The following is a 20,832-nucleotide window of genomic DNA, read 5'->3' as shown; positions in this document are numbered from 1 at the left end:
GCGCCCGTCCGGCGCTTTCACCCGGAGGTCGGAGCCGCCCCGGCCGTCTCGACATGGGCGTCTCGGAAAGCTTGCGGGCGGTAGACTGAACTCGCTGCTTACGCTCGAGACCCCGGCGGGCACGGACCCCGCCGAGGACCGAGCGAGAACGCACCCTCGCCCTCCGGGGAGCCGACTCTCTGAGGACGAAGGGATCATCGTGACCGCTCGACGGCACGTCGAGCTGCTGAGCATGCTCAAGGTCGGGAGCACTGATCCGGCCACGCTGCTGCGACGAGTGTGCGAGCTGTGTGTCGACATCTGCGGGGTGTCCGGCGCCGCGATAGTCGTCCACGGCGGCGGTGACGACACCGCGCAAGCCGTCGCCTGCGCGACCGATCCGGTCAGCCTGGTCCTCGACGACCTGCAACGCACGGTCGGCGAAGGCCCCCGGGTCGCGGCACGTGCCTTGGGCGGCCCGGTGCTGGCCGCCGATCTGGCGACCGCGAGTGCCCGCTGGCCCGCCTTCGCCTCCGAAGCTCAATCCGCCGGCGTGGCGGCGGTGTTCTCGTTTCCGCTGCACGTCGGCGCGGTGCGGGTCGGCACCCTCGACCTCCACCGCGACAGCGAGGGCTCTCTCGGCTGGGAGGAATTGAGGGACGCGCTGACGCTCGCCGACATCGCCACCAACCTGGTGCTCGACGATCTCGACAGTCCGGATCCCATGGACGTCGGCTGGCTGTCCGACGTCCATGCCGTGGTGCATCAGGCCACCGGCGTCGTCACCGTCCAGCTGAACATCTCCATGCACGACGCGTTGCTGCGCATCCGCGCACACGCCTACGCTCATCGAACCCCCCTCGACGAGGTGTCCCGGCGGATCGTCGGCCGCGACCTCTACCTCGAGTTAGGAGACTGACCGGCATGTCAGAACAACCGCAGGTCACGCCCCTGGCGCGGACCACGGGCCATGAGCAGCGGTTGGCCGACACGTTCGTCGCACTCGCCGACACCCTGATCGACGACTTCGACGTCCTGGAATTCCTGCACATGCTGTGCGAGCAGTGCGTCGAATTGCTCGAGGTGTCCGCGGCCGGCGTGATCCTGCTCGACGAACACGGCGGGCTCCGCATGGCGGCGGCGTCCTCCGAACGGGCGGAGCTGCTGGAAGTGTTCGCCGTGCAAACCGAGGACGGGCCCTGCATCGACTGCGTCCGCAGCGGAGCGCCGAGTGCCAGTGCGGACCTCACCGCCGACTCCTCCCGGTGGCCTCGCTTCGCCGCCGCCGCCCGCGACTGCGGATTCCAAGCCGCACAAGCGGTTCCGATGCGGTTGCGCCGCCAGGTCATCGGCGTGCTGACCTTGCTGAAGGCCGAAAGCGACGGAGTACACGACACCAGCACGCAGCTCGGTCAAGCACTGGCCGACGTCGCCACGATCGGCATCCTGCACCAGCGGGCCATCGGCAACGCCGACCTGCTCACCGAACAACTGCAAACCGCGCTCAACAGCCGAGTCATCATCGAACAGGCCAAAGGCGTCCTCTCCGCCCACGCCGAGAACCTCGACATGGACGCGGCCTTCGCCGCACTACGGGGCTACGCCCGCTCCCACCGGCAACGCCTCTCCGACCTGGCCCGCGAGGTGGCGGACGGCACCGCGGACATCGCCGGAATCCTCGCCCACTGACCGCGGGCACCACGAACACGACCGGCGCCGAAGGCCGACACTGAGCCGCGGTCACGACGCTTGACGTAGAGAGGACGTAGCCCAGGATCGTCCGGTCGCTCAGGCCGCTGTCGTGATGAGGAAGGTGTAGTGACCGTCGATGTCCTTGCGGACGTCGAGAACCTTGTCGGCGAGGCGGACCCGGGTCTCGCGGGCGAGGAACACCTGGGTGCTCGTGGTCGCGATGACGTCGTCGCCCGCGGCGGGATGCGCGGCGACTTCGACGTCGAGCGCGGCACCGTCCTCCGGGAGGCCGTTGAGGGTCAGGCGCAGCCCGCCTTCCGCTTGGACGTTCTGTGCCGTGGTCAACTGGTTGATCGCTTCGGTGGCCGATTCGGTCATGGTGAACATCGAGGGTCCTTCTTTCGCCATCAAGACTCTGTCGATTCGAGCGGACTTTCGACCGGCGCCGCGATGGCCGCCGAGCGTGACGTGTGAATGATCAGTTGTTCGTGCAGCCGGGCGATCTGGATCGGGCGCCAGGTCGCGCGCGTGGTGGCGACGACACGCAGATCGGTATGGGAACCGGCCTGCCGGTGCGCCCCCAGCAGGACCTCCAGCCCCGTGGAATTGAGGAACCTGACGTCGGTCAGGTCCACGACCAGCCGCTTCGGCCGATCCGCCAACGCCGATGCGATCGCCTCGCGCAGAGCGGGCGCGGTGTGCAGGTCCACATCGCCGTCCACCGCGACGACCAGCGTCCGGCCACACTGCTCGACCGCCACGGTCAACGGCGGGGCTCTATGCGGCGGCGGTTCCTCGGCGGCCGGGACCTCGATGACCGTTCTGACCACACCGAGTTCGGCTTCCACTGGTTCGAGCGCCGCGCTGGGACGGCGGGAACGACGAAGATCGAGCGTTATGAGTTTCACGAGCGGGCTCCAGACCTTGCCGACCGCTGCTGAAACTCGCCGCACGGACAGGTGCACGGAGGAGGAACAGATGCGGCCTCGTTGACGGTCGATCGTCGTGAGGGCGGTGTCTGGGCACTCCGGCGCTGTCGCTCGAATCCTACCCCGATGGGGATCCTTCAGCGCCTGCTCGACGGGTTTTCCCCGGGTGACCCACCGAACGTGGACCAGGAAAGAGTGGGCCGCCTGGGGCTCGAACCCAGAACCTATGGATCGAAAGTCCCCTCCGCCGCGGTGCCAGGCAGTGCCGCGCAGTGTCAAATATTGACCATCCGCGCAGGTCAACGCGGACATCACAGCCGCACCGGGTGTCAGACTTTATCAGGTCGTCTCGGGCTCTACGTCAGCAACGGAGCCCAATCGGAGACGGCGTGATCCCCCACCGCTCCACTCTTCCAACGCTACGGTCGGCTGCTGAGAAGCTCCACCAGCTCGCCCGTTACGTGGAGAACCGAGGCATCATTCGCCTGGCCTGAACAACGTTGCCAGCAGCGCCCGGAAGCTCTGCCGGTCAATCGTGGCGGGCGTGCCTACAGCAACAAGATCACAGCCTTGCTGCAAAGTTGCGCTCAGGCTGCCCGACGACGCAAATAGCAGCTGCCTATTCCCACCTATGGTCAATCCCGCAACCTGGGACCAGCAAACGAAGGCCTCGGAAACCTAATCGCAGTGCGATCATCGGTGTTAGTTCCACAAGGAACGGTCCCAGCGGCCACGGGGTTAGGTTGTCGACCTGCTAATGATCATCGAAGCGGGTCGCCTCCATAAGTCGAACATCGGCCGACCAACCATCAGGGCGGGCCGACGGGTGCACCCATTGAAACCCCGACCTCGCCCACTTCTCCCTAGCGCGAGCTACTCCAACGGGGGTTGCATCCTCGTATCCAAATTCAGTTCCACAACAGTCGCAGATATCGTAGCTGGGCGTCTTCCCGTCTTCCCCCACGGAGGGTCACTCTGTATAAGGCCGCAAACGCGACAGTGCATGTAGCTTTCACCGAGCATTAAGATAGTCCAAATTTGTACGTCGAGGACGACCCACGCTGGGCGCGATCCCATTACGACGCCCTAGCGGACTCCCACGCATTGACCGATCAGCAGCGCGCCATTGTGACGTCGTCCGCAGAACGCCTGGCCCGCGACTGGCGGGCGCGTGCGGTGGGCTCCGTGCCCGAAGTGGCGTTACCGTGCCGCGTCATCTGCCAACCGGCTGTATCTGATCGCGACTGCCCACGAGGGTTGCCGTGCCTGCCCAGCGGTGAAGGTGGCTCTCGACAAGTTGCTGCAGTCCTTCGCCTACCACACCTAGAAGGCTTTGTCCGGGCTCCCCGAGGGGATCTACCTCTCGTCGACCGAACATTGTGGCTTCCTTGAAGGAACAATCGATGAGACCTGATGAGACCAGTGGTACCGGTCCCGCGCGACGACGATCGCATGCAATCGTTTCGAGTGAAGTCCTGCCTGCGGCGGGCGACTCGAAGCGCCGACGGCTTGAGTTGTACAACCTGCTCTCGAAGGTCCGGCCTGATAGCGAGGTCTTGGCAGGAGACTTGGTACCGGGAAAAGGTGAAGCACATCTGCTCGTGCAGCACGACCACGAACTGCTCGTCGCCTTGCCGGGGCGGGTCTTAAGTGTTGCCCAGTTCATCGTAGGCGTACTGGGCTGTCTTGGCGCCCGCCGGCCCTACGAAGTGACCGCGTTCAGCAGGTGCAGCTTCAGGATGCCTGGATGCGGCGTCGCCGCACTTCCGAGTGATGTCACCACCTGCGACTTGCAGCATTTGCCTCCCTGCTATAGCAGTTGATCTACAATGTCGAGATCTCCTTCGGTAGTAACGACTACAATCCAGCTTCGATCCTTCGCGACAAAATAATGATGCTCTGGTATCTCAAGCAATGCAGCTACAGCCGAGGACGAAATTTCGTCAGTAAAACAGACACCATACGGAGAGAGTCCATCCCCGGCATGTTCAACCATCACCCCCGAGTGAATTCGCTGACATATTTCCCTGACCACTACCGCAGTCATCTCTGCGCCATCAGTAATACTCCGATGCACGTGACGACCTTGCACGCTTTGCCAGTCAATCTTGGACCCGTCTAGCGGGAAATTTTCTCCAACCCAGCCTAGAATAGCCGCCGTGTCGCACCTTTTTAAATCATCAAGCGGTGGCACCGCATATACAGCATCTTCCCAGTAATTACCAGTCATTCTAACATCCAAAATGTCCTTGAAGTTTGGTCACAGTCGACTCTCGAGCATCGAAGTTATAGTGTGGCCCTTTTTCTTTTCCACTCCAGACATTGATATGAGCGCCATTTCTCTGGTCGTATTCGACCCTGAATCCCGTTTTGCCATCGGCGGTCTGCATGCCAATAGGCTTACCCTGGATATCTCCAAACTTGCCGATAGTTGACCTTTCCGCCTTAAATCCGCGCTCCTGAAGCCAGGCCATAGCCTTATTCATTGCCTGGTTATAATCATCCCCGCCTTCATTGTGCACCAGGATCGGCGTGGTCCCGGCGAGTACGTGGTAGGTGTGCAGGGTGTCTACGGTGAGGTTGTAGACGCGCTGGCGCTGGGACAGCCACCGGTCGACCTTAGCTACGGTGACGACCGCTCCGATATCCGTCCGGAGGGTATCACCGGCTTTAAGTTCGGTCGCGTTGGTCCAGGATGCACGCCCTGGCGACCAGAACGGGTGTTCATCAGTCGCGATGACCACGCCAACCTTGTCCCCGCTGGGACCGTCGATGTCGACGGTAAGTTCGACCAGGTTCTTCTGACCTTCACCGACGATCGTCGCGATTACCGGACGCGGCTCGGTGCGGCCGGTTTCAGGGTCTGTAGCGACGACCTCGTCACCGACCTCGACCTCCTCGATCGGCTTTGTCACCCCGCCGACAAGCAGCACCCGAGTCCCCGCAACGAAACTATTCGGCGTGGCACATTTGGCCGCGGCCGGGCCAGCGTCACCGGCCAACTTCGTACCCTGCTTAGCAGCAGCCTTGGCGCCTGCGGCCGCCCAGCCGACGAAGGGAATAGCGGCGGCAGCGGAGAGCCCTGCGTTGAAGTCGTCGCCCTCACCCGCATAGATTGCCGCGTTGACGATATCCGCAGCCTCGCCGACCAAGGGAATGTAGCCGACGATGTCAAGTCCGTTATGTGCGGCGTCGGAGAGGCTTTCCGACCTGAACAACTGCCAGACCGCGCCTGCGCCGGTCCAGGGCACCGCTACGGCGTCTATCCACTCCAGGGGCGTCTGAGGACGACGCTTCGGCTTCTTCCCGCCGGTCATTCGCGACTGCTCGAACTGCCGGCGTTTCTCGTTAGCACCCGGCTGACCGCGCTTGACGTTCATGTTCGAGAGCTGCTGGTCGCTGTAGTGACCGTGGATACCACTTCCGGCCACCGGATCGATCCCGCAGTCACCACGCCAGCCGACGCAATAGCCCGGCGAGTCCTCAGGAGCTAGACCAGTGGGGTCACTCAGCGCGATCGGGTTGTTGTTGGCGTAGCTGTAGCCGTTGATCTGCTGCGGGCTGGACGGGTCGAGAAGCGGATCCAACGACACGAACCGGCCCAGATCGGGGTCGTAGTCACGGGCGCCAAGATGCGTAAGCCCGGTCGAGGCATCGATCGTGCCACCCACGAAACCACGCTCACCCGGCATGCCCGCGTCCTGGCCCCGTTGGCTGCCGAAGGGGGTTTGACGCCGCTGTTTGACCGTGAGGTCGTTCGCATTGATCGCGACCTGCGTGGTGCCCTGATGGTCACCGGCAAGCCACGTCAAGACGCCGCCGGTCCGCATCGCGACGGTCGCCCCGCCGTGGGTGTAGTACCTCGTCGTGGTCGCGTTCCCGCTCGCCTTGTCGAGGCGAACCTCCTGCTGCCCGAGGTAAAGCGTCGTGCCCGTCGGATCACGCCGGATCAGCCGATCGCCGTCGGCGTCGTAGAGGAACGACGTGCTCGAAGCTCCCTCGGTCACCTTTTCGAGCTTGTTCTCAACATTCCATTCGAGGTTCTGCTGCCCGGAGACACCGGGGCGGGTCTTGGTGTTGCCGAGTTGGTCGTAGGTGTACTGAGTCGTCTTACCGCCTGTAGATCCTTCTGTGGTGACGGAGTTCAGTACATGCGGTTTGGCGGTTCCGGGAGCGGCATAGCTGTATTTGCGGGTGATGTCGCCACCGGCCAGGCGCTGGGTGTCACCAGTCCTGTTGCCGGACTTGTCATAGGTGAAGGACTGCCAGTACGGGGCCGGACCACCGAGACCGCTGACACTGGGAGGCGCACCGCAATCCGCGTTGGTGGGCGTCCATGCCTCGGTGAGACGTTTCAGATAGTCGTAGCCGAAGCACTGCTTGTCGACCGGCTGTCCCAGCGGGGCATTACCGATCGAGGTGATATTGCCCGCCGGGTTGTAGGTGTAGCTGGTGTCGGTCTGCATCGGCTGCGGAACCTCGGCGTCAACGATGGTTCGATCGAGCCGCCGGGTATTGGTGTCGTAGTAGTACGACAGCCAGGCGCGTTTCCCGTCGGTGCTGGTGCTGCTTTCACCGCCGAGCTGCAATCGTTGTGGTTCGCCGTAGCGGGTGTAGCTGGTCTCGGATACGTAGTCCTGGTAGTCATCGTCCACGCCGCCTTCGGTGCTCTGGAGGTATCCGAAATCGTCGTGGACATAGAGCATGCTTTCGACTGACAGGTCACCGGCCCGCGGAATACCCGCACCGCCGAGGCTTCCATCCCAGTTGTACTGGAAGAACGACTGATAGGTACCGGCCAGCTTCGGGCCCTCGATCGGCGGGATGATGATCGACTGGACGGTCGGCTGGTACAGCGGCCCGTAGACGTTGACCTTCTTGACGTAGGCGTTCCCGTCGACCCAGCGAGTTGACGACGCGACCTGCCCGATCCCCTTATGCGCGGTGTCGTAGACCCATTCACTGAGCTTGGTCCCCGCCAGGCTGTCTTTGAAGACGCCGGTCTTCCGGCCGAGTTTGTCGTAGCCGTAGGCGAGGGTGACATTGCGGGCGTCGGTGCTGCTGATCTGCTGGTTCAGCTTGTTGTAGGTGTAGGTGGTGGCACCGCGGTCAGGATCGTCGGCGCGGATCAGCGAGCCGTGGGTGTCGTAGGTGTAGGACCAGCGGTTACCGCTCGAGTCCGTGATGGTGGCAAGCTTGTCGGAAGGGGTGTAGTCGTACTTGGTCTCGTCGTAGTCGCCGGTCGGCTGCGCACCGTGGTACTGCCAGACGCTGCGGGTACGGCCACGGGCATCGGTGATCGTACGGGTCGCGAGACCGCCCTCCGGCGGCGTGACGCTCACCGAGTCTCCGCCGTAGGCCGTACTGGTTCGCCACTTTTCGTGTCCGCTGACCTGGTAGATCGATGCGGTGGTCCGGCCGGCGCCGTCGAACTCGGTGAAGGTCAGGCCCGGGACTTTGAGGTCACTGGCCTCCCAGAGCGAAGTATCGACCGGCTGGTCGTTGTAGAACGGTTGCGTTGTCTTGTAGGCACGGCCCTGTGAGTCGTAACGCGTGTCTACCAGCAGCCTGCCGCCTCCGGGTGCGGGTGCCTGAACTTGTCTGGTTCGGTAGAGACCGTCGAGAATCGCGGTCGAGGTGGCGTAATTCCCCTTGGGGCCGATTTGCGTGGTGGTAACCGAGCTGGGTGCGTCTTTTCGGACGTCATAGACGAAGCGGGCGGTGCCTTGAGCGTTCTCTGCTCGGGGCCGGTTCGGCTGCCAGACTTCCGTTTTACGCCCGAGCGCGTCGTAGCTGGTCTCCGTGACGCGATTATTGGGATCGGTGACCGTGAGAGGTGACCCCCAAGCGGGCTCGAACACGGTAGTCGTCTTGTGCCCGAGCGCGTTGGCGGTAGCGAGTTGAGTGACAGGACCGCCGACTGCGGGCGTATAGATGGAAGTAGCGGTGTTGCCATCGGCGTCGGTGATCTCGAGCGGACGACCATAGACATCGAGTTTGGTCTTGGAACTGGTCCGGTAAACCGGAGTGAAGCCGTTGTAGCTGTCGACTTCTTCAGCCAGCGTGACATCGCCGACAGCGGGCGGAACACCATGCGCGAGCCCGTCGTAGGACAGCCGGACGTCGGAGATGGTGTCTCGCGGATACACCGGCAGCAGACCACATCCCGCAGAGAGGGTCTCGACCCTCGAAGGGAAACTCAACAGCCACCGTGTGGTGTTCTGCGCGTAGGTCGTGGTCGTGCAGTGCTCGTCCCCGGAGACGGCGATGTCACCGAAGTCGCTGACCTTGGTGGGCAAGCCGTTGGGATCGTATTCCGTCGTGGATTTCGCGATGCGCCAGCCACCCGAGGCCAGTGCCGCGAATCCGCGCTTAACACCGGTGTTAACCAGGTATGCCTTCAAGGCCCCCTGGGTGGCAGTCGGTCCTTGCCAGGTAGGTTCGGTGATCGTCTTACCGACGATGGCCCCGGCTTCGCCGTTCTTGATGATGGTCTCGAGGGTGAAGCCCTGGAGCCAGTCCTCGTCGACGTAAGCGGCGCCCTCGCTGTCTTGGACGCTCGCCGTCCGTGAGCCGTTGTTGGGGAGCTTGTCCCCGTGCATGCCGCGGAAGTAGCGGGTTTCGGTGTAGCCCATCGGTCCGCTGGGGTCGTTGGGCTTGCCGGTGCGGACAATGACCTTGCCGAACCCGCGGAACTCGTTCCAGGTCTTGTCTTTTTCGGTCTCGAAATCAGCTGTGGAGTAGTGCCACGCCGCACCTTCGGGATATGAGTAGCCGGTGACTTGCTCACTGCTGGTACTCATCCAGTCGGACTCCACGACTGATTCGACAACATACTTGTTGAAATAGTCGGTGCGCTCGGCGAAGTCGCGCTGTGTCCACGTGGCCGGGAAGCAACGTTTGGTGTTGGTTTCCGGTTTGTCCGGCAAGGAGGTCGCGGTGCAGTCGGCGGGCGCGTACCTGATGCTGGTGACACCACCGGCTTCGGAGACGATCGCGGAGAGCCGATACCGGTTCAGGGGGCCTGGCCCGTCGCCTTTGTCCACCCGGTTCGCGAGCTTCGTGCCTTCGAAGGTGACCTTGGGCAATGCGATCGGTGTTCCGACATGACCGGTATGGGCGATGCTTTTGAGCCAGAGAGCGGCTTTCCGGCCGTCACCGGGATCCGGGAACTGATGTTCCAGAGTCCAGCTGTCGACATCTGCGTAGCTGTTGTTCTTGCGGACCTGGGTGGTGATCTTGGCGAGCCGTTTCGTCGACCAGAACGTGGGGCTGTAGTGGTCCTTACAGGTTGTGCCTTCGCAGCGGTCTGCCAGGGCGACGTCGGGGAAGTTCTCTGGCTTGTCGAGGGTGCACAGGCTGCCGGGAACGCAACGGTCCTCGGTCGTGAAGGTCACCTTGCCGGTCGCGGGCGTTGAGTCACCGTCACGAAGTCCGTACTGGATTTCCTTGAGTGTTCCGCCACGGACGTAGGACACCGGGGTGTCTTTCAGGTTTTGGCCGTAGGTGTTGGTCTCAATGTCGTAGGTGTAGAGGATCAGGTTGCCGTGGCGGTCCACGACCTTGTCCAGGTTCCAGCGGTACGCCTGGACGCAGGCCGAGTTCTCGAATTTGTTGTCCGCCGCGTGGCACGGTTCGCCGACATCGTCGCCATAGACGGGGACGGTCCAGGTCGACTTGGAGGCCGGTGCGGAGCCGAAGAAGTACTGAGTGCCATCGACGGTGGTAATCTTCCAGTATTCGCCGTCACGAGCACCGTTCGCGGCTCCGGTGAGGTGCTCGATGCGGGAGCCGTTGTCACTCTTCTGGCGCCATGTCTTCTTTGCGGCGTCGTAAACCAGCCTGCCGCCGGAACCGTTATATGAAGCGATCGCGTTGTCGTTCTTCCAGCAGAGATCGCCGACCTTCGGTGGTGCCGTTCCGTTCTCCTTGTCGTCTTGACAAGCACCGTAAGCCCGTTCGACGAAGCCCGGGTGGAGGTCCCATCCGTCCCCGACCCAAGATGCCTGGTTGTTCGTGGCACTCGTGCGCCCGTCAACCGCGGACGAGGTGTAGGACAAAGCGAGGTTGGGCGTCAGGTTCCCCGGGGCGGGAGGCACACGCAGTGGATACGACCAGGAGAAGTCTCCCGTTTGTGTAGACACGTCCCAGGTAGCTGTAGGCGACAGGGAGGTCGCTTTGCTGGTTCCGCCACCGTCGGGGGTGGTGGAACCCGTGGGTTGGTTCCCGGTGAGCGCCGCCAGGCTGGCTTCGTCGGGAGTACGCCCCTGCATCGTCTGCTGAGTGACCGAGGTAGAGCCGATGTTCGGCAGTTCGACGCTCGGCCCTACGGCGGCGTTCGCGACTTGCGAGGTGCTGACGCCGGTCACGACCAGCGAGCAAATCAACGCCACGGTGATGGTTCTCGAAGTGCGGCGTGTGGTCGACGTCTGTCGCATCGATTCTCCAGGCTGTACGCGGCGAGGCTTTGCCCGTGGTGTGGGGCCGCCTCGAATGGCTGTGGTCGATCGGGGTCGCGAACTCCGGCGGCGGTCTATCCGCCGCCGGTCCCTGCCGGAGGTGCGGGTTCGCGCCCTGCCGTGGTTCCGCTGCTCGATGCGGCGAAGACCGGTGCGATCTGGGGAAGCTTGGTGATGACGTAGCCGAGCAAGCGGTCGTTGCCCATGGCGCCGCAGCTGTCACTGGTGTTGGTCATCGACTCGATGCTTCCGCTGCCGCACCGATAAAGGACCTGCACGTCCGGCCCTTCCGGCCGCTGTGTCCACAGCTGTCCGAGCGGACCGATGACGCTTTTGCCCTCGCAAGCCGTGTCGAGTGACACGAACTGGTCAGCATCGTTCACGCACGCGGTGAGGGGTTGTGTTCCGGTCTGCGGGAGCAGTGACAGGTACCCGTGCCGGAACTCGGCGTAGTAGCCGGGGCGGACCGCTTGTGTGGTGCTGAGGTGGTCGTAGGCGGCGTTGTTGTAGTAGCGCACGAGCGGTGCGTAGGCGAGTGTGTAGCCGAGGAGCGACTCCTGGGTCGCTCCCCCGCAGTCGGCCTGGCGGCTGTCGAAATGCCCATTCGACGAGGTACACCGGTAGACCGGGATCGTGGAGATGTTGGTCGGCTGCTGGGTGTAGACGGAGCCGATCTCACCGATCTTGGACTTACCTTCACAGGCCGCGTCGGTCGAGGTGAAGAAATCCGTGCCAGCTTGGCAGGAGTACAGCACACGGGTGTTGGGCTGGGCGCCGTCGATGAGCATGCCCAAGCTCCCGTCGAACCGGTAACCGGCCGCGGGTGTGACACTCGTGCTCGCCGTTCGCTTGCGTCCTGCCCCGTCGACATAGCTGCCCAGCTGGCCGCCGTCGGGTGCGGGGAAGCTGCCGTACGTTCGGATGGTTGCTTCCGAGGCCATGCCGTAGTGGGCGTAGACCTCGTCGATCATGCCGGGGAAGAACTCGGCGGACTTGCCGTTGGTTTTGGCGCGGCCGATGGCGAAGGACCCGTTCGCCTGCCAGAGGACTACACCGTCCTTCTTGCCCGCGAACTGCCCGTCGACATACAGCCGGAGCTGACGCGCGGCCTGGTCGTAGACGCCGGTGAGATGTGTCCACCGGTTCACGACCGCCGGGTCGAACGAGCTGACGTAGGACACAGGTGACGCGTCGACGTCTTGGGCGGTCGTACCGAACGTCCACCGTCCGGCTTCCGGCCGGTACTGGAGAGTGAAGCCGCTCATCCGCGCACCGTCCTGCGACAGCACAGTCGCGACCTGATCGGTACGGGCGAGGTTGGCCCAGGCGGACACGGTGAAACTGTCCTCCATGGCCAAACCCCGCTCCGGCGCGGTGGCCTGCCCGTCAATTCCGTTCAGCTTGAACGCGGTACCGCTCACCCCCGGTACGAAGGACGCGCCACCGGTCGGGACGACGGCGTTGCCTCGCCAGCTGTAGTCCTTGCCGGTGCCGTTGTCGAATCGCCAGGCACCGCCGTCTCCACGAGGTAATTCGTCGTGCACCTTGCGGACTTCCCCGTCACTGAGGGCCTTGGAGAAGACGCGGACGTCGTCGATGCCCCTGGGGAAGAAGTTGTTGTTGTTCCCGTTCCAGCGGGCACGGCCGATTGTGAAGGGCCCTGACGACGAGATCGAGGTGACTCCGACCTGGATGGCGGATTGGACGCCGTTCACGTAGAGCTTGAGCTGCCGGAACTGGGCGTCGTAGACCACGGCGAGCTGGGTCCATGCGTTGAGGACCGCGGGTTGGGCCGACCAGAGCGACGCCGCCGGGGGGTCGTCCTGATCCGCACTGGGCACCACGGCACGCCACTTCTTCGTACCGCCGTCGTACTGGACAAGGAAAGCACTGACTCTGTTACCGTCCTGACCGAAGACGCTGTAGTAGCCACTGTCGGTTTTGGTCAAATGCGCCCAAGCCGAGACCGAGAAGCTCTTCGTGGTGTCGATGACCGCCCCGGTGGTTTCCGCGTAACCGGTCGTCCCGTCCAGCCACGCCGCCGGCCCGATCTTCCCGTCGGTCCAGCCCGCCCCGCCCTTGAGCGTCGCGTTTTTACCCCGGCCACTGACATCCTGGGCCGTCTGCCCGGCTTTCTCATCGAAGCGCCAATATGCAGCGTCAGCCGTCGGCAACGTCGCGGGGCCACCATCAGCGGCGGGATAGGACTTGTACAGGCCCGAGACCCGTTCCTTGTCCAGAGCTGTCGTGTAAAGGCGGACATCGTCAACTCTGCCGGTCCAGAACTGGCTCGGCTTGTCGGCGGTCAAGCCGCGGCCGATTTGACCCGCTCCGGCCCCTTGCCAGCGCGCGTTCAACGTTCCATCCCCAACGCGCTTTCCGTTGACGTAGAGCCAGGTCTTCTTGGTCTGCCGGTCATAGGCGCCGGCCAGATGCACCCACGTGTTGATTTCGGCCGGCAAAGTGGACACAGCTGCTTTGGTGATCGGTGCCGCATCCGAGTCCGACTCGGCCATCTCGAACACCCACTTGCCGCAGGCGTTCGGATTCTCGAAGACTCCATCGAAGCAGGTCGCGTTCATCTCGTCGGCGACATGCCCGAGCCGGAACTTACTGGTCCGCTCGCCATCGATGCTCAAAGCCGTGAGCTTGGAGACGATGTCGGACTTGCGGTCCATATAGACCCACGCCGACGCGCTGAAGCTCTCGTCAGTCCGCAGGTCGACACCGGTGGTACCGACAGCACCGGTTTTTCCGTCGAACTGGACGGCGTTCCCGACACGGCCGGGCGCGAACTGCGCCCCGGGCTCAAGAGTTCCGGTGCGGGCACCGGTGGAGTCGGCGACCTTGGTGCCGCTGGATTCGTCGAGCTGCCAGTTGTGCACCAGGGTGAGGTCCTGCCCGGACATGGTGCGGATCTCGTCGGTGAACAAGGTGCGGCTGTAGACCTTGACGTCGTCGACCGCACCGCCGAAGTTGTCCAACCAGTTACCGGCCCATTTGCCGCGGCCGATGTCGAACTCAGTGGTCGCGTTCCACCGTGCGGTGAACGTCGCGGTACCGGACAGGGTGCCGTTCACATACAGCTGCATCTCACCGGTGTTGCTGTCGTAGTTCGCGGCCAGATGTGTCCAGACACCACTCTGGACCGGCTGCGCCGAGCGCGCACGAACGACAGAGTTCGGTGCCGTGCTGTCGGGGCCGTGCATCGCGAAGGCCCAACGGTCGTCAGCAGTGCCGGTGTAGCCGATGTTGAACGCGGACACGTTCTGCCCGCTCTGGCTCACCACAGCACCCCAACCTGGGGTTTTGTTGGTCATCTTGACCCAGGCGGCGACGGAAAAGCTCATGCCGGTGTTGACCGGCGCCGGCGCGCTCACGTAGTCGTCGATGCCGTCCAGGTTCACCGCGAGATCAGTCGCGTCGGGGTAGCTGGTCTGCCCCGCGCCCCATTGAGCACCATTTCGCGCCGTGCCGTGGTTCGGAATCGCCGCCCCTGACGTGTCCTGCGCGTCGCCGTCGAGTTTCCAGGTAGCGGCGGTGACGTTGTTCTGGGCGACGATGCCCTGGATCTCCGCGAGGTCGAGAGTGCGGCTGTAGGCACGTACCTCGTCGATCCCGCCGGACCAGTAGCCGAGCGGTGCCCCGTACTTCCCTCGCCCGATGGCGAAGGGACCAGTGGCGTGCCACGGCGTCGCAGGAGCCGGGACGCTCGCGACCTGCTTCCCATTGACCATGAGCGTGAGGGTTTTGGCGGTCGCGTTGTACACACCGGCCAGGTGTGTCCACGGCACGGTCTGCACCGTGTTCGCCCCGGACCTGGCCTCCGTCGCCGTGCCACCGGTGGCGTCACCCGGGTTCACGCCGAAGACCCAGGAACCGTTGTTCTGCTTGAGATAGAAACCGCTCACCGTCGTGCCGTCCTGCGACACGGCGGTCATGTCACCGACCTTGTCCGGTTTCACCCAGGCGGTGATCGCGTAACTCTGATCGGTCCGTACCACCGGTCCTGACGTGGCCGCGAATCCCTTGACCCCGTCGAAGGTGGCTGCTCCGTTGACCGCGCCCTGGGGAGCGAACCTGGCGCCGGGCTGGAGCACCGCCATCTCACCGCCCGCGGCGGCGTTGCGGGCGGTCGTTCCGTCCGCGTCGTCGAGATTCCAGTAGCCCGCGGTGACGTTGTCCCGCGTGACCGCGGACTTGACCTCGGCATCGGTGAGCACCCGGTCATAGGTGCGGATCTCGTCGACCGCACCGGCCAGGTAGTCCTTCCCGACGCCGTTGACGATCGCGCGACCGACCGCGAACTCATGAGTCGCGGGCCACGGGGACTTCCATGCCGCACTGCCTTGCAGGTCACCGTTGACATAAAGCCGGATCTGCTGCGCCTCGGAGTCGTAGACACCGGCGAGATGAGTCCACGTGTTCGTCTGCGCCGTGGTGAGCGACGGCACCGTCGTCGGCGCCGTAGCCGGGTCGTTTCCAGGCCGGAACTCCAATGCCCAGCGATCGGTCGCGGTGCCGGTGTGCCCGAGCTTCACCATCGCCGTTGTCGACGCGTTCTGGCTCAGCAATGTCGACCAGCCCGGCTTCTTTTCGGCGAGATTGACCCAGCCCGAGAAGGAGAAACTGGGGTACGTACTCGTCGAAATCGGTGCCGTCATGTAGTCGTCGACGCCATCCAGCTTGAGCCCTGACCCGGTACTGCCCGGCACATAGACGGGCCCGCCGTTCAGCGTCGCGTCGCGGAACCCGAGCGTGGCGGTGTCCTTCGTGTTGCCTTCCAACGACCACTGCGCCAACGGGCCGTTACCCGCTCGCACGTAGAAGTGGTGCGTCTGCGTCGGACTGCGATGCCCGGCCCGGTCGACACTCTGCACATACAGGTCCCGCGGCCCGTCACCAGGAGGGGTCAGCTTCGCGTAAGCCTTACCGCCGAGCGCGATGGCGTCGATCGGCGTCGTCGGCGGATCCGTCCAGCCGTACAGGTAGTGGTCGACATCCGTGACCTTGGTGGTCGCGTCGCTCGCATCGAACTCGAACACATCCGGCACGCCGACACCACCATGCCAAGCATTGTCCGCCTTGTAGAGCGGCGCTGTCACCGTCGGCTTGATACCGATCCCCGTCCGATCGACGATGAACGGGCCGGGCCCATTCCGCCAATCACCACCATCCGCGGAATCGTGACCCCACACCGTCCACGTGACACGCTGCCCATTCCGCTTCGTCAGATCGACATCAGTACTGTGATAGGCACCCGATGCCTGGTAGATCGCCGGAGCCCGCTGGTCCGGAGCCCCGCCGTAGATATCCCACACCGGACGGAGCTGGTCGTTGGCGTCCGGATCGGACAACCTGCTCAACAGCCGGATCGATGGGTCCCCCACATACGGCACACCGTCACACCAGCGACACGGCGCGGGCAGCGGCGGATCGGTCCTCATGTCGTGCGGCGGGTTCGGCCGCGTGTTGTAGGTGATCTGCAGGATCGTGCTGGGCACGTCGTACTTACGCCACGCGTCGGAATCCGTCTCGGACTTCGCCTTCAGGAAGTAGGTCGAAGGACCGTTCGGGTTGATGTAGAGGCCGACCGGGAATCCGACCGGCTTGTTCCCCGAGCAGGAATTCCAGTTACTGGGCACCCAGACAGTGGAAACAAGATCCCCACCGGGCGCGTTGTTCCAGGTCGTTCCCCACCAGATGTTGTCTCTTGCGATGAAGAGCTCATGTTCCTTGGGGTCGCAGTTCGGACCGTGCACCACAGCCGTGTTGAAATTGACCGTCTTGATTTCTTTTCCGGCAAGGAATGCCGTATCGAACTGGAAGTAGGTACGCGCGAGGTCGATGCTTCCGCATTCACTCCAGGTACATTTACCGACCTTCGCCCAAGCGTCCCCGTCACCCGTGCCATTGACGTACGAGCCATCGGGATAGCCGCGGAACACCTTCGCCCACATACTCTGCCCCGGCGACCGCATGTCCGGATCGACCACCACTGGGTACCGCGTGCCCCGATCCGCCAGCATCGCGACGTTCGGCTTCAACGTCATCATCGAACGATCGATCGCGACCTCGACAGGCGTGCTCGTGCTCTCGCGCCCCCTGGCGTCCCACATGGTCGCCGCCGGCGCCACGAAAACCTTCTGCCCGCCGCCATCGACGGCCTGAACCCGGCCTGTTCCATCCGACGTGAGCCGCACGCCCTCCGTCTCGAGCGCGAGTTTGATCGACGACAACGCGGGGTTACGCCCCGCCTCTGGGGTCTTGACCACGAAACGCTGGCTATAGCCCTCGGCTTCTGCCTGCATCTCCAAGTCGACGCCGGGCAGCACCTCCCGATACCTGGCCGTGCCGCCGTCAAGCTCAGGCTTCGACAACGAACCAGGCCACCGCAACGCAAGACTCTTACCGTTACGCGAGAACCGCACCAGCGGCCCCTCGCCACCGGCGGAGAACGCCACGTCTGCCACGGCCGCCTTCGGTCTGACCGTGCCGTCCTGTACGGAGGTCAACACTGTGTCGACCGGGACCCAACCACTGCCTTTACGGACCCGTACAGGCTGCGGCGACAACTGCGCCGTCAACGTCCCGTCAGGATTCGCCAGCACCTTCTTCGCCTCAGCGGTCTGATCAGCCACCCCGACCGGCGAGCCCTGCAACCGCGCCGCCGCGAACGCACTAGCGGCATCCGGCGCCTCCGCAACAGGGACCACGGCCGTAGGCAGCGAACTCTTCGGCGAACTCGCCGTCACCACGACGACACCGGCCAACATCAGGAACACCATGGGTAACGCGCGCAGCCTGAAACCACGCGCCACTGACGGACGCATCATTGAAAAGGACCCCCTCGGCCCGGTCAGCACGCGTCCCCGACGCCACGCGACCCACAAAGTCACCATGACTCTTCACGATCACTATCGAGTGAAGGAAGACTCCAACAGAGTGAATGATCATGACGTGGACCAGACCATTTTGTGTCAGCTCTTCAAGACACGCCAATTGCCAGGTTCGAGCAACAACCGGTTGGCACTTTTCCGACTTGCCGCCGAAGTTGTTGCCCGGATATCGACGCCGCCGTCACGCCTCAAGGCGATCGTATCTTTTCGCTCGCCTGCTTGCGTCGCGACGTGCGCACGTCAGCCGTCCGAGCGCCAAGATGGGCTCGCTGAGACGGTGCGCGCACGGACACCACGGAGACCAACGAACGCGTCGACTCGATGACCGTTGGCGGGGCGTCTTGCGGCGTCCTCATCGGGGATTCCGCAACAGCACGCCGACGGCGCGCGCTGAGCACGTCCGGAGGAATGGGCGGTGTGCCATGAAGATCGCTGGCGTGTACAAGCGGTGCGGTTGTCGGGACAGTGCGGGGCGGTTGCTGGGTAGCCGGTGTCGAGGGTTGGCGGTGCGGGGGCACGGGAGCTGGTACTTCAGGGTGGAGATGCCGCCGTGGCCGGACGGGCGGAGGCGACAGATCCGCCGCGGCGGGTTCTCGTCGCAGCTGGCGGCTCGCCAGGCCCACGCCTGCCTGTTCGATTCGGGCGGGAGAGACTTGTCGACCGCGGCCATCACGGTCGAGCAGTGGCTGCTGCTCTGGCTGGACCCGGGTCGGGCCAGGCGCGTCGACGCTGCATAGCTACCGCCAGCACATCCGCGGGTACCTGATCCCATACCTGGGCGACCGCTTGCTGGGCGAGCTGACCAACGCGCAGGTGCAGGCGACGTTCAATGGAATCATCCGGACCCACGGCGCAGCAGGGCGCCCGGTGGCCGCGGGGACGCTGCAACGAATCCACGCCACGTTGCGCGCGGCACTCAACGCGGCGGTGCGGCGCGGGCTGATCGACCGCAATCCAGCTCGCTTCGTCGAGCTCCCTCGGCAGAGGCGGCCGCACGCGGTGGTGTGGACGCCGCCGCGGGTCGCCTTGTGGCGCGCGACCGGGGACCGACCGAGAGTCGCGGTGTGGACCGCCGCCCAGACCGCGACTTTCCTACGGAAGATCCGCGGCCACCGGCTCTACCCCCTGTTCCACCTGCTGGCGTTGCTCGGTCTGCGCCGCGGCCATCGAGATCGGCAAGCCCAAGAGCGGCTGCCGCCGGTCCGGCTGTACGACCTACGTCATGGCGCAGCCAGCCTGTCCCTCGCCGCAGGCGCCGACCTCAAAACCGTGCAACACCTGCTCGGGCACAGCAACATCGTGCTCACCGCTGACACCTACGTCAGCGTGCTGCCGAACCTGGCCCGCGATTCGGCAGAAGCCACCGCCCGTCTCATCCTCGACGCCGCTTGCGCCACGGGCACACGCCTACGGATGCCACACCGTCGTCGTCCGCCCCTGCGCCGCCCAGTGACCGCCGGCAGACGGACCCACCACACGAAGGCCGCTGCCTGAGACCTCGCAGACCCACAAAGCCGACCGAGAAAGGGCGCAAACCCGCGACGGCGAAGCACGCCCTGGAACACATCGATACGCCAGTGCTGCAGCGATTTGCCTGCACAGAGCACCGAGAGAGCCCACCGCGAGCCCACGCAAGATCGTCGCGAAGCAAGCAAGATCCACAGACGACAACATCCCCACTGGCCAGCGGGGATGTTGATGTGGTGGGCCGCCTGGGGCTCGAACCCAGAACCTGCGGATTAAAAGCTAGCGGGTTCGACTGCGGTGATCTTGAATCTGTGTCGGCCTACAAGGGCTCTTACCTGCTATTTCTCCGACTTCAAGATCGTATTTGCTTGCGTGAACGGCCGATCTGGGCTCCGTTATGTCTCCATTCGTCCTGCTGTGCTCAACGGGGCTACGGATACGGCATGACCTGCGGTTGCGCCTCGTTCACAATCTCGGTCCGTGGCCGACGTTACCTCTCGCAGGATGTGTCAACGGTCAGATGGATCTCCCCGCGCCGACAGGCACTGCTGCGCAGCCCCCCTGGGCTACGTGCGGCAGAGCGACCTCCGATCCTGCTTATGGTGAAAAGGGCGACGTGCACAGCGGCGCGCGCGGCCACGAGGACCAAGCACAGCGTCGCCACCCCTACGCCGAGGATCGTCAAATTGCTCGTGCGGTCGGTCACGGCACAACATCGCCGAACTCGGCCCAGTAACGGCTCGCCGTCGGCTGGTTCGGCCCCGAGTACTGCACCGCCGACTTGTGGTAGGCCCGTGCGGGTTCTGCAGCGAGGCGGTGGAGTTGGAGGTGGCAGATTGGCATCCCGGCCCGGAGGATTAGCGGCCGGGGATGGTGGTTCACTAACTCCAGGGTGATCGCGGTCGGGGCGTCATATCCGAAGCCTGGGTTGATTGTGTCCGCGGTGACGTGCACAGTCAGTCCAAGCCTGCCCAGGTGCGACATGCCGGTGATCCGCCCCGCGAACCACGGTGGCAGACCGATCTCCTCTGCCGTCGCGCCGAGGACGAAGTCACCTGGCTCCAATCGAAGGGCCTGTGCATCGAACGCGTCACCGACAGCACCGTTGACGTCCGCTTCGAAGAACGGATCGATGGGACCGCCTTCGCTCGAGGCGCGCATAAATCTGTTACCGAGCCGCAGCAGATAGCTTGCGGGGCGTGATCGTGCGAAGTCGAAAGGGCGGATCACAACCTCTCCTGCGTGCACGGCGGCGTCGATCTCCCGGTCGGTCAGCACTGCGCCTCCAGCCATCCGGCGCGCAACGCACGCGGGTCGTCAAGGTGGTCGGAGTCCGCGCGGATCCGGTCCACGAGGCGGCCCACCCCACCGCCGACGTGCTGGTCGAACCGCACGCCCGTCGACTCC

General features: G+C 64.2%; 10 protein-coding genes. 3 read left to right on the top strand and 7 right to left on the bottom strand.

Annotation, left to right across the window (positions count from 1 at the left end; translation table 11 throughout):
- Positions 1-199: 199 nt before the first annotated feature.
- A complete protein-coding gene (locus ACZ54P_RS04925; RefSeq protein ID WP_465460264.1) occupies positions 200-898 on the top strand; it encodes a GAF and ANTAR domain-containing protein in 699 nt (232 codons plus the stop codon).
- Between the two features lie 5 nt (positions 899-903).
- Positions 904-1,668, top strand: a complete 765-nt coding sequence (locus tag ACZ54P_RS04920) for a GAF and ANTAR domain-containing protein (RefSeq protein WP_465460263.1) — start codon at positions 904-906, stop codon at positions 1,666-1,668.
- Positions 1,669-1,767: 99 nt separating this feature from the next.
- Here ACZ54P_RS04920 and ACZ54P_RS04915 read toward each other — a convergent pair whose 3' ends face one another.
- The 5 genes from ACZ54P_RS04915 to ACZ54P_RS04895 all read right to left on the bottom strand — a co-directional run bounded on the left by ACZ54P_RS04915 (position 1,768) and on the right by ACZ54P_RS04895 (position 17,835).
- Positions 1,768-2,058 carry an iron-sulfur cluster biosynthesis protein gene (locus ACZ54P_RS04915; RefSeq protein WP_465460262.1) on the bottom strand — a complete coding sequence of 97 codons (291 nt, stop codon included), beginning with the start codon at positions 2,056-2,058 and terminating at the stop codon, positions 1,768-1,770.
- A 20-nt stretch (positions 2,059-2,078) separates the two neighbouring features.
- Positions 2,079-2,579, bottom strand: coding sequence for an STAS domain-containing protein (locus tag ACZ54P_RS04910; protein WP_465460261.1), 501 nt, complete (start codon positions 2,577-2,579; stop codon positions 2,079-2,081).
- A 1,831-nt stretch (positions 2,580-4,410) separates the two neighbouring features.
- Positions 4,411-4,830 carry a hypothetical protein gene (locus ACZ54P_RS04905; RefSeq protein ID WP_465460260.1) on the bottom strand — a complete coding sequence of 140 codons (420 nt, stop codon included), beginning with the start codon at positions 4,828-4,830 and terminating at the stop codon, positions 4,411-4,413.
- A 1-nt stretch (position 4,831) separates the two neighbouring features.
- The gene (locus tag ACZ54P_RS04900; RefSeq protein ID WP_465460259.1) at positions 4,832-11,038 is read right to left on the bottom strand and encodes a polymorphic toxin-type HINT domain-containing protein; all 6,207 of its coding nucleotides are present in this window, start codon (positions 11,036-11,038) and stop codon (positions 4,832-4,834) included.
- Between the two features lie 95 nt (positions 11,039-11,133).
- A complete protein-coding gene (locus tag ACZ54P_RS04895) occupies positions 11,134-17,835 on the bottom strand; it encodes a LamG domain-containing protein (RefSeq protein WP_465460258.1) in 6,702 nt (2,233 codons plus the stop codon).
- A 909-nt stretch (positions 17,836-18,744) separates the two neighbouring features.
- Here ACZ54P_RS04895 and ACZ54P_RS04890 point away from each other — a divergent pair.
- On the top strand, positions 18,745-19,452 hold the full coding sequence (locus tag ACZ54P_RS04890) for a tyrosine-type recombinase/integrase (protein WP_465460257.1): 708 nt from the start codon (positions 18,745-18,747) through the stop codon (positions 19,450-19,452).
- Between the two features lie 675 nt (positions 19,453-20,127).
- Here the strand turns inward: ACZ54P_RS04890 and dcd are convergent.
- A complete protein-coding gene (gene dcd, locus ACZ54P_RS04885) occupies positions 20,128-20,703 on the bottom strand; it encodes a dCTP deaminase (RefSeq protein WP_465460256.1) in 576 nt (191 codons plus the stop codon).
- Entirely contained in the window at positions 20,697-20,819 is a 123-nt protein-coding gene (locus ACZ54P_RS04880) for a hypothetical protein (RefSeq protein WP_465460255.1), read from the bottom strand. The genes dcd and ACZ54P_RS04880 overlap by 7 nt, the downstream gene beginning before the upstream one ends.
- Positions 20,820-20,832: the final 13 nt, after the last annotated feature.

The organism is Amycolatopsis sp. NPDC034160, assembly GCF_055575355.1.
The sequence above is the reverse complement of the archived record's forward strand: the minus strand, read 5'-3'. Positions and strand labels throughout refer to the sequence as shown.

What these genes read in the sequence shown, in the direction of transcription:
- ACZ54P_RS04920 (WP_465460263.1), top strand. Translation starts at nt 904, where the DNA reads ATGTCAGAACAACCGCAGGTCACGCCCCTGGCGCGGACCACGGGCCAT.
- ACZ54P_RS04915 (WP_465460262.1), bottom strand. Translation starts at nt 2,058, where the DNA reads ATGTTCACCATGACCGAATCGGCCACCGAAGCGATCAACCAGTTGACC.
- ACZ54P_RS04905 (WP_465460260.1), bottom strand. Translation starts at nt 4,830, where the DNA reads ATGACTGGTAATTACTGGGAAGATGCTGTATATGCGGTGCCACCGCTT.
- ACZ54P_RS04900 (WP_465460259.1), bottom strand. Translation starts at nt 11,038, where the DNA reads ATGCGACAGACGTCGACCACACGCCGCACTTCGAGAACCATCACCGTG.
- ACZ54P_RS04895 (WP_465460258.1), bottom strand. Translation starts at nt 17,835, where the DNA reads ATGTTGGCCGGTGTCGTCGTGGTGACGGCGAGTTCGCCGAAGAGTTCG.